Origin of the sequence: Paraglaciecola mesophila (genome assembly GCF_009906955.1) — a bacterium.
Taxonomy (GTDB): Bacteria; Pseudomonadota; Gammaproteobacteria; order Enterobacterales; family Alteromonadaceae; genus Paraglaciecola; species Paraglaciecola mesophila_A.
Genome location: NZ_CP047656.1, coordinates 4888648 through 4903382, shown reverse-complemented (window position 1 = coordinate 4903382; position 14735 = coordinate 4888648). Strand labels below are relative to the sequence as shown.

Sequence of the window (14735 nt, the reverse complement as noted above, 5' to 3'; positions counted from 1 at the left end):
AACTAGAAAAACAACGTTTAAATCGACTGCAAAATAGCCGCTAACCGCGGCTATTTTGTTATAGAGCAAGTACCTTTTCTTGTTCGAGTAACAACGTCCCTTTGCAACATATACGCCTACCCCATAAGACAGTGCAATTAGGTTTGCATTTATGAATCAGAGCGATTGATTCTTTCAATTATCTCAATGCCACTGCTTTGTTTAGAATTGCGTTATTAAATTTTCTACCCAAATTTGCCACCTTAACGCGAGAAAGTCACCATGAAATCCCTAGCTTCAACCAACGCCATCAAACTGAACAAAACTGCGCAGCCTAAGCTCGCGTTGATTGCAGAAGGTGGCGGGCAGCGAGGGATATTCACCGCCGGTGTGCTTGATGCTTGGCTAGAGGACGGCTATGACCCATTCGATATGTTTTTTGGCACCTCTGCAGGCTCACAAAACCTCACCAGCTACCTTGCTCGGCAAAAAGGCTATGCCAAACGGCTGATACGTGGCTTATCGCGACATAAACGTTTTTTCCACTTAGGCAGAGGCTTAGTGGGCAAACACATAGTGGATTTAGATTGGTACTTTGATAAGACCACTGAAGCAAACCGCATCCTTGATTTTGAAACTGCTAAACGGAGCTTAGGTACAAGAGAGCTGTTTATTACCGCCACCAATGCCCGGGATCGCAACCCCTACTTTTTAAGCCCCACAGGGGAAAGTCAACAATGGCGAGAGTTGCTAAAAGCCTCTAGCGCACTACCGTTTTTATATAAACAGGGAGTTAAACTCACGCCCTGGCTGGGCGCGAGAGCTGCCAATGAGTCAGTTGCGAAAGCCGCGAACGAGTCAGCGTCAGACCTAGCAAATGGGCAAAAGTCAGGTACGCCGCAAGCTGATTTTTATCTCGATGGCGGCTTAGCAGCCCCGTTACCTGTGATTGAGGCGTATAAACGCGGCGCGCGTAAAATTGTGGTTATTCGCACTGCCGATGCACAGTTTCAAGCACAGTCAGCTTGGGTTCACAAACTCAGGTCAGTCGTGTGTAAAGCAGGCTACTGCCCGAAAACCCTTGATTACTTGGTGCAGCACGAACGGGCGTATCAGCAAGAATTAGCGTTTATCGTCAACCCACCAACAGACGTGGAAATAGTGCAGATTTTTGCCGGTAAAAAGCTACGCAGTAAGTTGCTCGGTAGTACAGACAGCGATCTTAGGCACGACCATAAAATCGGTGTGGCAGCTGGTAATGCCTATTTAGAACAGCAAAATGCGTTTGACGCGATTGAGAGCCGCGCCTTTGAGAACAGTGCGCTAAATGCGATCAAGGAAGCAGATCATCAACAACAAGAGCAGCAACTTGCCCCCCGAGAGCTAGTAGCACAGCGTACGCTATCTCCCCAGCGCTTGTCTGCTTAAGGGAGTAAAGACACAAAGCTAGGGAACGGGTAGATTGAGATTTACAGTTGAGTGCTAGAGTGAACAACTAAGGGCTACGAGCCAAGGGCTGGGTGTTTGAGCCTTGAGATTTAAGCGCTAAATCAGGGGGTTAGTAAGAAGTTATTGCGCCAGAAGCAACTGCCATCTCAATGCCGTCAACCTTCACGTGTAATAGCTCATGAGCCGTGCCCTGAGCGTGAACCTTGTCGTGAATTTGGGTTTGCCCCTGCGACGACACAAGATGCATTTCACTCTACCTTTTTATAATTAAACTTCTCTTCTGTGGTCTTACCTTCGTGTTCAATCGCCACATAAATATTGATCTCTTTTTCGCTAATCCGCTCAATAGTCAAGCCGTTGAAGTACACTTTACTGTCCGTCACTTTGACTAATTTGAAATCGACCGTTGCGTCTTTCTCTTCCCAACCGGTTAGGTCTTTATTGAAGTGCTTTAACCTGAATATAAGCGAGTCATTGACTTCTGATATGGTTTCGATTTCGTAAAATTGTACCTGATCTTCAACCACCAGCTTAAATGCGCCCATCATGCTGCCACCCAGCGCTGGTGACCACACTTCTTCCACTAACCCGCCAAACGCTTCGCCGCGCCAATGGCCTGAAAGCCACTGGATCACGCTCAAATCTGCAGTTGGAGACGGCTGGTTATGGTCTAAAAATAGTAGGTTGCTAAATTTGTTGTTTGCTAAAACATCAAACGAAAATAGCAACAGTAAGAAAACTGCCCCTTTAGTCATCATCTTTGCCTCACCCGTTTGTTGAATAATTTAGGTTGTTGCACCTTGTGTTGCACCTTGTGTTGCATCTTGTGTTGAACCTTGCGGCTAGCTTAACGAATAATGCACGGCTTTGCGTACCATGTACTCGACACTTTGCCCCGTGTAAATCGTTACAATAGGCCATCGAAAATCGGCACAATATAGCGGTTCAAAAACTGTATGCCCTCTTCTGTGTGCAGCCAGTACAAAGCGCCTAGGTTTAATACCACAGTGAGCCAATAAACCTGCTTAAACTCGTTTTTACTTGATTTATGCCTGAGCTTATTTTGCGCCAGTAATGCCCCGGGCCAGCCGCCAAGTAATGCATACAGATGTAAGGTGCTTTCTTTGGTGCGCCAACGCCCTTTTTGTGCGGCGTTTTTATCAATCGCGTAGGCAAGAAAGGCAATAACGCTCATCACCATATAAATACCACCTACCACAGGCGGTAAAGGGCCAAGCAATACAGATAGCACTATCCCTACACAAAACAGCAAGATAAACGTATTTGCCAAGGTATAACTTTGTGCTTTGCCTTTAGATCGGCGGCTTTGACCGGTTTGGCTATTTTTGCCACTGTTTTTACTATGTACATTTTTTAAATTCGGTCTTTTGATTAACGCACCTGTTGCGTCCCGAGAGAACTGAATATTAGCCGCTTTAGCGCGATGACTATCTCCTTGAACAACATCATAAATAATAATGTCACCATCAATGGGCCGTCTTGAACGCGGATTAAATGCTTTGATATGCACAAAGGCTCTTTCGCCGCCACCATTTGACTCAACAAAACCAAACCCTTTATCGTCATTCCAATTAAATACCTTTCCTTGATAGCGCATAATCCCTCATTAAATTTCGATTTACCGTGCTTTCTAATACCACTTCACGGAATTGGCAGAACGCGCGGCGATACTTTTTAAAAATTGTATCACTGGATATGCAGCGAAACACCCACATAAAAATCCTATCACCCCACCGCCATGCGCTAAGTGTTCACCCCCCAAGGGCGAACTTATATTGGCAACTTGCTAATTAGTTCAAAATTTCACTTTGTTTTCAGATAGAATCGCGCCAAGTTTTTTCTTGTATAAATACATGTTTTCTCTTGTATAAATAATAGTGCGCTAAGTCGTTTTTATGCTTAACGTATAGCGAACGACGCCTTTCTTTTCTTCTCAATAAATGACGCAAATTAATGAATGATAAAATAGTAGTCACCCACAGCGGCAATTTTCATGCTGACGATGTATTCAGTGTCGCAGCCCTTAAAAGCGTGTTCCCTACGTTTACCCTCATTCGCACCCGTGATAAAGACATTATCGCCAAGGCGGATGTGGTGATTGATGTAGGTGGAGAGCACGATGCAGCAACAGACCGTTTCGATCATCACCAACGCGGTGGTGCGGGCGAGCGCGACAATGGCGTGCCCTACTCGTCATTTGGTTTGATTTGGCAGAAATACGGCCTCGCCATATGCGAGAACAATCAAGAGCTAGCCAACGCGATTGATGCCGGTCTGGTATCCACCATTGACGCCATCGACTGCGGCCATGTTAAAGGGGTCGCTGAAGGCATTAGCCTTAGCCAAACCATTTCAATGTTCAACCCAACATGGCAAGAAGAAGGTGATTTTGATAGCGGCTTTAATGAAGCGGTTGATTTCGCAGCACGTATATTAGCCCGTGCAATAGCAGCCGCCAGCGGTGGGTTAAACGCAAAAGCCATCGTCGCCGAAGCGATAAAAAACGCACAAGACCCAAGAGTGATCGTGCTAGAAAAATACACCCCATGGAAGAAAACTGTTCATACCCTATCAGAGCAAGCATTGTATATGGTCTACCCGTCACAATCAGGGCAATGGATGATCCAAACCGTGCCAGTTGAACCTGGCTCATTCGAAGATAGAAAATCGTTACCCAAACCATGGGCTGGCTTATCAGATGCAGAACTACAAGCAGAAACAGGCATAGAAGACGCCATGTTCTGCCACAACGGCTTATTCATAGCCGGCACCGCATCCTTCGAAAGCACAATGAAAATGGCCGAACTGGCACTCAAAGAGTAAAGCCCCTAAAGGGTAACGCATCTAGCAGTTGCCTGCTTCAAACTAACAAACCTTGGCTATTTACGCAGAAGCTAGCCAAGGTTGCCCCAGCAAATAAACGGTTTGGTTACTTACCTGTGGTCATTTTCAATAACGTACGGTCTTTATTCACTATATGATGAAAAAGCGCAGCCCCAGCATGGCCTAAAATCAAAATCCACAGGAGCCATTCACCTAATATCTTTTTGTGAATGAAATCTAATGGCTTTTCGAATTCCTCAAAAGATAAACCGAGTCCTCCGCTGACTATATTCTGAAAAAGCGCCGTGTCTTCAAATTTTGGAATTTCAAACAGGAAAAAGTAGTCAGTGCTACCACCTGTGCCCATATAACCAGTAATTGGCATAATGATCATGATTGCGTACAGCGCATAATGACCGCAGTGCGCAAAGAAATGCACCCATTTTGACCCCGGCTCCAAGTCAGGAATACGATTAGTCATTCGCCAGAGAATACGTAAAACAACAAGAACCGCGACCGTAATCCCAATAGAAAAATGCAACTGAAGTGCAGTAAAACCCTCAGGGGCCCTCGCTTGCGTAAACCACTCCTTATAATAAAAAGTGGCGTACGAGCCTAAAAACAATAAAGCGGTTGTCCAATGTAACCATTTCGCAATAGCGCCATAGTTACTGGGCGTATTTTTAAGTCCCATAAATGATTCCAAGGTAGATGAAGAGTCTAAGCTTGACTCTAACAAATCTCCCCTTAAACGTCAGCGGAAACCAGCATAATCCCCTCAATATCGCTTTCTAGAGGACCTCACCGACAACGGTAGCCCCCAGATTGATAAAGGCCCAATATTAAGAATCAAATTTAATATCGCCTATCCAAGCCCATTGAAATTGAGTAAACGGTTAACATGGGTGTCTCTACAACTCATACATCCGCATCGCATCAATTAATTTTTCGTATATTTCGAGCGTTTGTTCGAATTTATTAATAACCATATTACTAAAACCAAGAACATCCAAGAATGCGACATATTTGTAGTCATCAGGTACTTTTCAAAGGTCTATACCTAGTTTCAAACTCTTGAATGACGTTACTCTAACTTTTCAATAACGGGCGCAGGCACTAGGGCATAATGGCGGAGTCGCCCCGCATGTATGCGTCCTAGCGAACGCAGTGAGCGTGTTTGACTGGGTTGTTATACCGTATCTGTTCGGAGAACATAATGGTCGAATGCAGTTACTTTGCTATAACCGTGTTTTTCATAGAGCGCTTTTGCTGGAACATTGTCAATTGCCGTTGCTAATTTTAAAGAGAAGCTGTCATTTTCTTTAGCGTAAGTTTTTACATGATCTAACAATGCACTAGCCACACCTTTACCTCTAGCACTTTGCACAACGAACAAGTCGTTTAAATACCACATTTTTTTCATAGCAACAGATGAAAATGAAGGATAAAGCTGAATAAACCCTAAAGGTTCTCCATCTGAGCTGAGTGCAATAAAGAATCTTGAATCCACTTTCTCGAAACGCTCAGATAAGAATTCAATAGAAGCGTCGAAATTTGACTTTTGCCCATAAAATTGACGATATAAATCAAAAACTTTTGAGGCAGCTTCGACTTTAGTTTTATCAGCCCTATAAATTTCCATTTTACTGTAATTTCCTTTTAGGTATAGACACAATGACTCCCTGTGAAATGCTAGCCTACGTATTTTTGTCCCTTGCGAGCGCAGCGAGTGTTAATGCGCTTGTTAGAGCCGTTAGCTAAAGAAATCCTGCTGTGAATCTTTAAGAGCTTTCGTATGGCGATATCTAATACCCTGTTTAGTTTTATGCACTTCATCGCCTTCAATAACTTCTACAACAGTTGTGACGGCATAGCCCGTCACCTTAACCTCACCAATTTCGTCTATTTCTCTGGATTTTCTCAATACACATCTGATACATGAACCATGTTTAAATGCAATATTTTCAAGTAGAACATCTTCTTTAAAATCTGCGTCGTTCATATCGAATGAAATCACGGCATCCTCGTAAACTCCCTTCCATTTAAACCGGCCTTCTTTAAGTACTGGAGAGATAATTTCAATGACTGCATTTTCATCAACTTCTGCACGAAGTGTATCGGAGCATATAATGAACTTAGTGAAATTTTCCCTCAATATCTGGCGCTCATCACTAAAAAAATCACCGCTATCTGAATCTGAGAGTGTAAACCCCACCTTGTCTATCGTATGCTCATTTGAAAGTAAGCTGTAAAGATTTGACCTTCTTTTCACTATTTTGAGATTTTTATCTATTACCTTTGCAGCTTTATTTATTACATTTTTATCTACTTCTGCAACTGCCTTTTCTTCGAGTTCAAGTTTAAGCTTTTCTATATTTAACTTTTTTTCTTCAATCGTAAGCTTTTTTATCTCTTTTTCTAAAGCTTCCATCTCTGGATCTGTTGTAGGGACTCGAGAAAGAACTATCGTGGCGATTACTAGTAAGATTGTGATCTGATTATTATTTTTACCCATTGCTTTCCAAAAGTCCCTAAATCCGCCTTCGCTGGGGATGCTAGAATATAAGGAAGCATCAATGGATAAAATTGAGGCGGCTTCATTGAGGATGGCTAATACTTCACCTTCACACCTATTTCGCAATGATGCATCTATTAAGTGTGAATCGTTATTGAAGTAATAATGGAGCTCGAATAAATTTGCTGTACTACTCATTGAAATTCCTTTTTCATTATTGAAACAGCCTAAACCAAGTACAAAAACTTCTTAAGGCTCTAACAGTATTAATAGCAGGAAAAGTTCCGCATTTAATCACGGAAGTTTTCCGCCTTTCCTTATCTGTCTTTTTTAGCATACACTCTAACTTGTTGTACAGGTTAAAATTTTTCCATGTATAGAACTTGCTCTTGTAGAAACACGGAAAACTTCCAAGATCTTGTTGTTTACCGGAATTGTTGAAGAAAGTGAGAATTATTTTCTGCTCAAGACTAAGCGAAGCCCATGCTCTGGCGACAACGTCGCTGCTTTTGTTTTTACGCGACTCAAACTTTCCCGATAGAAGTATCGGCTTGACAGATGGCCAGACATGGACGTCTGGACAAGGCGTGTTGCTTTACAGGGATGTTTCCTCACGCCGTTCTGACATTAAAGCCGTTACTTTTAGCGGTTAAGAAAGTTTGTTGGAGCAAAAGACTTTTTGGTTACTTTGTCGTCTTTTGAAAAAGTGACTGGCTGACCATGGATGGTCTGTCATACCCAGCATGGATGCTGGTGCACGAAGTGCATAGATAAGCGAAGCGCATGCTCTGGCGACAACGTCGCTGCTTTGCTTTTGTCTTTTATACCGACTCCAATTTTCCATATTTTAAAGCGGCTTGTCAGATGACCAGACAGGGATGTCTGGACAAGGCGAAGTGTTTTACATGGAGGTTACCTTTCGCCGTTCTGGCATTGAAGTCGCTTTAAACTATGGGGGGCAAAATTGGCTGGAGGGCGGCCTTTCTTGGTTACTTCTTTTGGCTGTTGGAAAGAAGGGACTGGCTCGTAGGGACGAGAGTCATACCCGTCATGGATGACGGTAAGCGCAGCGCATAGTGGCCGCAGGCCATAAAGATACATAAAGCTGTGCTCGGTGCACAAAGTGCATAACGTGTGCGCAGCGAATACCCCAGCAAAGGACACAAGCAAACTCAGTGTGAAATCCCATTTCCTCAGGTAGAATACCGCCCCTAAAATGATTCGTTTTTCCGGACAATTTCTCTATGCAAATCAACCGCGTACTTCTGACGGCAATAGGCTGCGTATTACTGGCTATGGTCACCATCCAATCTGGTGCGTCTTTGGCAAAACAGCTGTTTCCTATTGTCGGCCCAGATGGCACCACCGCCTTGCGTTTAGGTTTTGCAGCAATTGTACTGTGGCTGGTATTTCGGCCTTGGCGCGCTTTACCTCAAGGGCGAGATTGGCGCAGTGTTATTGTTTATGGTTTATGTTTGGGCGGCATGAATATTTTGTTTTATTTAGCGATTGAGCGTATCCCATTAGGCATCGCTGTTGCCCTTGAATTTACCGGGCCTTTGGCCGTTGGGCTGTTTTCCTCTAAGCGAAAAAGCGATCTTGTTTGGGTCGCCTGCGCTATAGCGGGAATTGTTCTTCTCATGCCTGATTTAACCAGTGCTCAAGGGCTGGATCTGGTTGGCGCATTAATGGCGCTAGGGGCTGGCGCTTGTTGGGCAGGTTATATTCTATTTGGTACCCGTACAGGTAAACAAGCATCTGGTGGCATTACTGTCGCCTTAGGCATAACGGTAGCCGCCTTAGTCCTCGTCCCCGTAGGTGTGGTCACGCAAGGAGTTGAACTGTTTAGCTGGCAGGTGTTACCGCTCGGGCTGCTAGTTGGGGTGTTATCTAGCGCGCTGCCTTATTCATTAGAAATGGTTGCCCTTAGAAATATGCCCACTCAGGCATTTAGTGTGTTGATGAGCTTAGAGCCCGCTGTTGCCGCCCTAGCCGGCTTCGTTATTTTGAGTGAGCAACTCACTTTGCTACAGTGGGCCGCTATTGGGCTGGTGATTGTGGCGTCAATTGGCAGTAGCCTTTCACCGCAAAAACGCTGATATAGCACGCGACTTTCGCGAAAAAGGCCCTAACAGCCTTAGCGGCTCAGGCACTTCACATATTAGTCATACTTAGCAAAATAAGGCATAATAATCACTAATGTCTTCATCGCTGTTGCACCAAAAGGAGCGCCCCCTATAAGTGGATAACATTAAACTCACTCAAGATGAAAACCTCTCCATTCGAGTGGGCTACCAATTGTTACCCAGTGACCAGCAGCGTCTCGATCTGTATTTTTCTATCCCTGAAGAAATGGGCATTAACGCGAAAACCTTGTCGGAAGAGCAGTATTTTCATCACAGTATTCAGTGTCAAAGCGCCTACTATTCTGATCAACTCCATGTGCCTTTGGTTCGCAGTCGTTTCATCAGCCAAAAAAAAGGCGAACAAAGCGATTACCGTTTGAACTTGAACCTGTACTCATACCAAATACGTACCGCCCTTGATACTGACATAAAGCAAACCATTAAGCTTAAAGATCCCAAAGCGTTCTATCCTCATGCGATTGAACTTGCGGAGCAAACCTCTGGCTTGTTGAAAAAATTGAGACGCTACACACCGTCTGATCAAAAACTTAGAGCCTATTTTGAAAACGCCGATAATTACTTAAGTTGGCAAGTTGAACAATCATTCTTAAAGCTGCTGTCTCGTGCGCCTAAAACGAGCGACTTTACCAGCGAGCACCAGTTTTTAATTGGTCTTTGTCGGCGTGAAAATCAATACCGCAAAGAAAACCAATATAACTCCTCTGTTACCTTGAGTGATCCCAACCGTATCACCAATAAAATGCGCTTATTACAGCGCCTGATTGAATACGGAGTGGTATTTCAAAAGCAGGTCAAAAACTTAAACAGTTATTTAAACCGGCTAGTAAAAGGCACTGTCACCGCAATTATCATGGCGTTTGTAATGTTACTGGTCCTTAACGCCCGCACCAACTTTACCGAAGTTACGATAGCGCTAGTGGGTATGTTAGGGGTGATTTACGGGCTCAGGGAAATCTTTAAAGAAGACATTACACGCTTGATTTGGCGACGGATCCAAAAAGGTTTACCTAAATGGCGTTTGCTGTACAGCCACAGTGTGACAAAAAGCAAAGTAGCGCGCCAAACGATCTGGCTTGAATATATCAGTAGCAAAGATTTACCCAAGCAAATTGATAAGGTCTTTCAAACCAGACGCCAGCAAAATAAACAAGCAGCCAAACTATTGCATTTTCGCAGCGAAACCAAAGTGAACGCCAAGAGCTTTCTGCCTGGCTACGATGAAATTCAACAAAGAATATACTTTAACCTCACCCCATTCGTGCGCTTTTTGCGCAAAGGTGAAGGACGACTCTATTCCCTCGAAAATCAAAAAATTACCAAACAAGCGGTAGAACGACGCTATCAAATCAATGTGGTAATGATGCATACTAATAAAGCCCGGCAACAGCAGATCCAGCGCTTTAAAGTCACGCTCAATCGCTCGAACATTATTAATATCGAAGCAATTGATACCCCAAAAGACATCGAACCGAAAAAGACATCAGCCACCCCTAGTGGGGAGACACCCTAACCACTTGGTTTAGTGTGCGGCCGTCTAGGCACCTACAAACCGAATCCTTGTTAAAACGGTGCAAAATTGTCCAATTGGCCGGTTGGCATTCTCCAGCGCAGCTTCGCATCAACTAAGTCGCGCTGGGTGCCTTGGATTGGCATTCTGCCATTGTCGCCATATAACCAAAGTACTAAATTTGTGCGCTCACCACTAGTAATAGGCTGAGCGGCGTGAACCACATTGCCCCGGTGGATCATGGCACTGCCTGAGGTAAATGCCAGTGGGATCATTTTCCCTGCACTTGGGTTATAAAAGTCCACAGTTGAACCAGTAAAAGGTTCGTTCGGCAGATTGATATTAATGTTCAATGTCACCGCTGACGCATCGGTATGGGGTCGAATCGACGTATCTGTATTGGGCTTATAATGAATCGAAAAACCAAAGGTTTGCGTATCGTAACCCATAATTTCAGGGAACAATAAGCGTGCTATCGGGCGCATGTAGGTGTTAAGCAATTCACGATAAAACGCCTGAAAACCTGGGGCAGCTAAGTAACCTTCAGAGCGGCTGTCGAGCATCGCACCGCGGCGATTTAATACGATACCATAGGGCGGGCGAAGTGGGATTTGCGCATCCCAGGCCTGCTCAAGGTAAGTCCGTAAATCGGCCAAACGCTGGGGCTCAAAAAACTGAAACTCAAACACATCTGGTGCTACTTCATGCATCAATTCTAACACGGCTGATTCTTTACTTGGATCTTCCCACGCGTGCGCCACCGCTTCGCGTAAACGACTGTCTAACAAAGCGCTGCCTATAGGCGAAAGACTCGCGTTTTGGCTTTCTTCCCACTCTTTCCATGCCTCCCTCAAAAGATGGTAGTTGTGGGTCCAAAACTGCTGTACCGAAGGCACTCTATGAAGCATGGCTTCTCGAGAGGGTAACGTTAAGTGACGTGCCTGATGTAATTGATTCGTTGACATAATTGTTATTCCTAAGATGTTGCTAAATCTTATATTTGCAATCTAGAGCTGTAATTTATTACATCGCATTTAATGGATAAATAAGCTATGAAAGGAAACAATATCAATTAATTCTATATAATCAGCCAGTTGTTCAAGGCTAGCAACGGCACATTAACGTTAACGAACTCCAGAGCATGAGAGGCGGTACTTCACTCAAGCGAAACCGTGAGCCAAGTACCTAGGCTGCTGTGTAACAAATAGCTAAGATATAGAGAGGTTGAGAGGTTGAGAGGTTAAGAAACTAAGAGGCGCAAAGGTCGAGAAGTTAGAAGCCTAAAAGGCAGTGGGCGCATGAATATACGCCCTGTTATATACTTACAGGTGGTCTGCAATATTGCCTGCGACTTTGTTGGCATCAAAAATCTCAATCCAATACCCATCTGGGTCTTTTATAAAGGCGATCCCTTTCATTGAGCCGTCATTGGGGCGCTTCTGAAACGGCACGCCTAAGTCTTCAAAACGCTGGCACGAGGTTTCAAGATCAGGCACGTGAAAGCCGATATGCCCAAACCCTTTGGGCTCACTATTGCCATTGTGATACTGGATATTGTCCGCGGTATCAGCCCAATTGTGCGTCAGTTCTAACATAGCTGGGCGGCCAAAGGTTTGCACTGTGCGGGTATTAGTGTCTTGGCTGACATCAGAAAAGTCGTCTCCTGCAGTTAAAAAATACAAACTGAATTTCATTTCAGGGAAATCAAGGCGCTTCAACAAGGTCATACCCATCACACGTGTGTAAAAATCTAACGAACGCTTGGGATCAGCAATACGTAACATAGTCTGGTTAAACACATAGCCAAGCGTGGCGGGATCTCTATCTTCACACAGGCCATCGGCCTTATCAAAATGACGACTCATACAAACAGCTCCTTACGTAGTAGTAATGAATTACATTTAGTCTTGAGAATTAACTAACATGGGGACAAGTACATACCTTAACAATGGGCTGACTTATGGCATCAAATTAAAAGTCCCCCTTGTTTAATGCATTTGAAATATCAAGTTTAAACTGTTTTGTACATACCAGAACCTAAGGTCCGAGTAGGCCGTGCTAAATATCCGTATCTGAGGTAAAAACCTTCCTTGTTCGCAGCCGAAAATAACCCAATAGTAGCGCCTGTTTTACACGTGGCTTGCAAGTAGGTTTCTATTTCGAACATGACTTTGTCGCCTAAGCCTTGGCCTTGATACTCAGGGTCGACAATGACGTCTTGAATATAAAAATACATCACCCCGTCTCCTACCACGCGACCGGTGGCGCAAAGGTTATTATCAATGTAAATACACACAATACAGACTGTTTTGCAGACTTTGCTTAGCCATTTCAGGGCACGTATCACCCCACCCTACTCTTTGACGCAAAACACAAAACTCACTGACCTTTGGAGGTTCATTAACCAGACATTCATTTTTTAATGTCACAGTTTTTTCCTTATCTGCGATTGGTTTTCCAAAGAAAACAGTCCGTTAATCTAAGCGAGTAAACCCAGTATATCCACAACCGATTTAGCATCAACTGATCGGGTCATTAAAAAGCCATTGCAATTAATTAGACGATCGGTCTAATATAGCCATATGAAAATACCTATCACAAAACCAAGGCGTGGCCGCCCACCAAAAGTGGCTCGCGACAACCCTGATACTAAAGCAGAACTTATCCGGGTCGGTTTAGAGCACCTGACAGAATTTGGCTTTGCCTCTTCAGGCATCGATACCATATTGAAAAAGGCTGGGGTGCCTAAAGGATCGTTCTACCATTACTTTGCAAGTAAAGAAGCCTACGGTGAAATGCTTATTACGCAATACGACAACTATTTTTCATCCAAGCTGGATTTTCACCTACGTAATGAACAATATGCCCCCTTAATGCGCGTAGAAAATTTCGTGAATGACGCAGCTCATGGCATGGCCCGCCACGATTTTAAGCGTGGTTGTTTAGTTGGCAACTTGGGGCAAGAAGTCGATGCACTACCCGTTAGCTTTCGAGGACAGCTCGCCAAAGTGTTTGCCAACTGGCAGCACAAGGTAGCCACGTGTTTAGAGGAGGCAAAAGCCCGTCACGAGATTCACTCGGCAGCAGATTGTCACGCGTTAGCTGAGTATTTTTGGATAGGTTGGGAAGGCGCAGTCAGCCGCGCCAAGCTAACGCAAAGTGATAAACCTCTCAGATTATTCTTACAATACTTTTTACTCACCCTCACTCATTAACGAGTGAGGTTTTTTTTACAATTATTAATAGACGATCGGTCTAAATTGGAGAAAACATGAACAACAACTCAGTAGCGACAGACTCAACATTCAGCGGCATTCTTATCGACAAAAATGAGCAAGGCTATCATGCAGGGCTACAGCAAATTGATGACAACTTGCTACCAGAGGGCGACGTCACCATTAAAGTGTTGTACAGCACTTTGAACTACAAGGATGGATTGGCGATCACGGGTAAAAGCCCAGTCGTACGTCAATTCCCACTCGTGCCCGGCATTGATTTGGTGGGCGTGGTGGAACACAGTGACAGCGCAGATTTTAACGTAGGCGATGTGGTGATCAACAATGGGTTTGGTGTAGGTGAAAAGCACAGCGGAGGCTTAGCCCAAAAAGCAAGAATGAAGAGCGAGTGGTTAATTCCCCTGCCGGCTAATGTTAGCCCTAAGCAATCAATGGTCATAGGCACCGCAGGTTACACCGCTATGTTGTGTGTATTGGCCCTAGAAAAAAACGGCGTCACCCCAGATAAAGGCGAAATACTGGTAACAGGTGCAAATGGTGGTGTGGGCAGTTTCGCTATTTCAATCTTGTCAAAACTGGGCTATACCGTTGTTGCCTCGACCGGGCGCTTAGATGAAAGTCCCTATCTTAAATCACTTGGAGCAAGTGAAGTGATTCATCGAGAAACACTTTCATCGCCGGGTAAACCACTTGCAAAAGAACGCTGGGCAGGCGTCATTGATTCAGTGGGCAGTCACACGTTAGCCAATGCCTGCGCCAGTACAAAATACGGTGGTACCGTGGCAGCCTGTGGTTTGGCCCAAGGTATGGACTTTCCTGCCAGTGTCGCCCCCTTTATTTTACGCGGTGTAACGTTAGCTGGCATCGACAGCGTGATGCGCCCCATTGCAGACAGAAAAGAAGCTTGGCAGCGATTAAGTGACATTCTTGAGCCTAGCGTATTTGATGATATCGCCCAAGAGATCACCTTAGAACAAGTGGTAGAAGCAGCAACAAAATTACTTGATGGGGAAATTCGAGGTCGCTTAGTTGTGAATGTACAGGCTAATTAAACCCAG

Annotated in this window: 14 protein-coding genes; 6 read left to right on the top strand and 8 right to left on the bottom strand. The window is 44.4% G+C overall.

Annotation, left to right across the window (positions count from 1 at the left end; translation table 11 throughout):
- The first annotated feature begins 261 nt into the window (after positions 1 to 261).
- Positions 262 to 1407 (top strand): patatin family protein, encoded by a 1146-nt coding sequence (locus FX988_RS20985; protein ID WP_160182005.1) that lies wholly within the window; start codon positions 262 to 264, stop codon positions 1405 to 1407.
- Positions 1408 to 1676: 269 nt separating this feature from the next.
- On the opposite strand, the gene FX988_RS20980 is transcribed toward FX988_RS20985, so the two are convergent.
- On the bottom strand, positions 1677 to 2186 hold the full coding sequence (locus tag FX988_RS20980; protein WP_254700677.1) for a DUF6265 family protein: 510 nt from the start codon (positions 2184 to 2186) through the stop codon (positions 1677 to 1679).
- 149 nt (positions 2187 to 2335) lie between these two features.
- Positions 2336 to 3046, bottom strand: coding sequence for a DUF1294 domain-containing protein (locus FX988_RS20975; protein ID WP_160182004.1), 711 nt, complete (start codon positions 3044 to 3046; stop codon positions 2336 to 2338).
- A 356-nt stretch (positions 3047 to 3402) separates the two neighbouring features.
- On the opposite strand from FX988_RS20975, the gene FX988_RS20970 reads away from it, so the two are divergent.
- A complete protein-coding gene (locus FX988_RS20970; protein WP_160182003.1) occupies positions 3403 to 4272 on the top strand; it encodes an MYG1 family protein in 870 nt (289 codons plus the stop codon).
- A 106-nt stretch (positions 4273 to 4378) separates the two neighbouring features.
- Here FX988_RS20970 and FX988_RS20965 read toward each other — a convergent pair whose 3' ends face one another.
- The 3 genes from FX988_RS20965 to FX988_RS20955 all read right to left on the bottom strand — a co-directional run bounded on the left by FX988_RS20965 (position 4379) and on the right by FX988_RS20955 (position 6985).
- Positions 4379 to 4966: a cytochrome b gene (locus tag FX988_RS20965; protein WP_160182002.1), complete on the bottom strand. Its 588-nt coding sequence runs from the start codon at positions 4964 to 4966 to the stop codon at positions 4379 to 4381.
- A 495-nt stretch (positions 4967 to 5461) separates the two neighbouring features.
- Complete coding sequence (locus FX988_RS20960) at positions 5462 to 5914, bottom strand: GNAT family N-acetyltransferase (protein WP_160182001.1); 453 nt, start codon at positions 5912 to 5914, stop codon at positions 5462 to 5464.
- Between the two features lie 111 nt (positions 5915 to 6025).
- Positions 6026 to 6985 (bottom strand): hypothetical protein, encoded by a 960-nt coding sequence (locus FX988_RS20955; protein WP_160182000.1) that lies wholly within the window; start codon positions 6983 to 6985, stop codon positions 6026 to 6028.
- Between the two features lie 1046 nt (positions 6986 to 8031).
- Here FX988_RS20955 and FX988_RS20950 point away from each other — a divergent pair.
- Both FX988_RS20950 and FX988_RS20945 read left to right on the top strand, forming a co-directional pair.
- Positions 8032 to 8886 carry an EamA family transporter gene (locus tag FX988_RS20950; RefSeq protein WP_160181999.1) on the top strand — a complete coding sequence of 285 codons (855 nt, stop codon included), beginning with the start codon at positions 8032 to 8034 and terminating at the stop codon, positions 8884 to 8886.
- A 142-nt stretch (positions 8887 to 9028) separates the two neighbouring features.
- Entirely contained in the window at positions 9029 to 10444 is a 1416-nt protein-coding gene (locus tag FX988_RS20945; RefSeq protein ID WP_160181998.1) for a hypothetical protein, read from the top strand.
- Positions 10445 to 10494: 50 nt separating this feature from the next.
- Here the strand turns inward: FX988_RS20945 and FX988_RS20940 are convergent, their stop codons facing one another.
- The 3 genes from FX988_RS20940 to FX988_RS21925 all read right to left on the bottom strand — a co-directional run bounded on the left by FX988_RS20940 (position 10495) and on the right by FX988_RS21925 (position 12695).
- Positions 10495 to 11406, bottom strand: coding sequence for a 2OG-Fe(II) oxygenase family protein (locus FX988_RS20940; protein WP_160181997.1), 912 nt, complete (start codon positions 11404 to 11406; stop codon positions 10495 to 10497).
- Between the two features lie 357 nt (positions 11407 to 11763).
- Positions 11764 to 12306 carry a lactoylglutathione lyase gene (gene gloA, locus FX988_RS20935; RefSeq protein ID WP_160181996.1) on the bottom strand — a complete coding sequence of 181 codons (543 nt, stop codon included), beginning with the start codon at positions 12304 to 12306 and terminating at the stop codon, positions 11764 to 11766.
- Between the two features lie 146 nt (positions 12307 to 12452).
- Positions 12453 to 12695: a GNAT family N-acetyltransferase gene (locus FX988_RS21925; RefSeq protein WP_368361922.1), complete on the bottom strand. Its 243-nt coding sequence runs from the start codon at positions 12693 to 12695 to the stop codon at positions 12453 to 12455.
- A 328-nt stretch (positions 12696 to 13023) separates the two neighbouring features.
- On the opposite strand from FX988_RS21925, the gene FX988_RS20925 reads away from it, so the two are divergent.
- Together FX988_RS20925 and FX988_RS20920 are read left to right on the top strand one after the other, a co-directional pair.
- Positions 13024 to 13656, top strand: coding sequence for a TetR/AcrR family transcriptional regulator (locus FX988_RS20925; RefSeq protein ID WP_160181995.1), 633 nt, complete (start codon positions 13024 to 13026; stop codon positions 13654 to 13656).
- Between the two features lie 56 nt (positions 13657 to 13712).
- Entirely contained in the window at positions 13713 to 14729 is a 1017-nt protein-coding gene (locus FX988_RS20920; protein ID WP_160181994.1) for an MDR family oxidoreductase, read from the top strand.
- Positions 14730 to 14735 lie beyond the last annotated feature (6 nt).

What these genes read in the sequence shown, in the direction of transcription:
- FX988_RS20925 (WP_160181995.1), top strand. Translation starts at nt 13,024, where the DNA reads ATGAAAATACCTATCACAAAACCAAGGCGTGGCCGCCCACCAAAAGTG.
- FX988_RS20975 (WP_160182004.1), bottom strand. Translation starts at nt 3,046, where the DNA reads ATGCGCTATCAAGGAAAGGTATTTAATTGGAATGACGATAAAGGGTTT.
- FX988_RS20955 (WP_160182000.1), bottom strand. Translation starts at nt 6,985, where the DNA reads ATGAGTAGTACAGCAAATTTATTCGAGCTCCATTATTACTTCAATAAC.
- FX988_RS20985 (WP_160182005.1), top strand. Translation starts at nt 262, where the DNA reads ATGAAATCCCTAGCTTCAACCAACGCCATCAAACTGAACAAAACTGCG.
- FX988_RS20970 (WP_160182003.1), top strand. Translation starts at nt 3,403, where the DNA reads ATGAATGATAAAATAGTAGTCACCCACAGCGGCAATTTTCATGCTGAC.
- gloA (WP_160181996.1), bottom strand. Translation starts at nt 12,306, where the DNA reads ATGAGTCGTCATTTTGATAAGGCCGATGGCCTGTGTGAAGATAGAGAT.
- FX988_RS20960 (WP_160182001.1), bottom strand. Translation starts at nt 5,914, where the DNA reads ATGGAAATTTATAGGGCTGATAAAACTAAAGTCGAAGCTGCCTCAAAA.
- FX988_RS20940 (WP_160181997.1), bottom strand. Translation starts at nt 11,406, where the DNA reads ATGTCAACGAATCAATTACATCAGGCACGTCACTTAACGTTACCCTCT.
- FX988_RS20980 (WP_254700677.1), bottom strand. Translation starts at nt 2,186, where the DNA reads ATGATGACTAAAGGGGCAGTTTTCTTACTGTTGCTATTTTCGTTTGAT.
- FX988_RS20950 (WP_160181999.1), top strand. Translation starts at nt 8,032, where the DNA reads ATGCAAATCAACCGCGTACTTCTGACGGCAATAGGCTGCGTATTACTG.
- FX988_RS20965 (WP_160182002.1), bottom strand. Translation starts at nt 4,966, where the DNA reads ATGGGACTTAAAAATACGCCCAGTAACTATGGCGCTATTGCGAAATGG.
- FX988_RS20920 (WP_160181994.1), top strand. Translation starts at nt 13,713, where the DNA reads ATGAACAACAACTCAGTAGCGACAGACTCAACATTCAGCGGCATTCTT.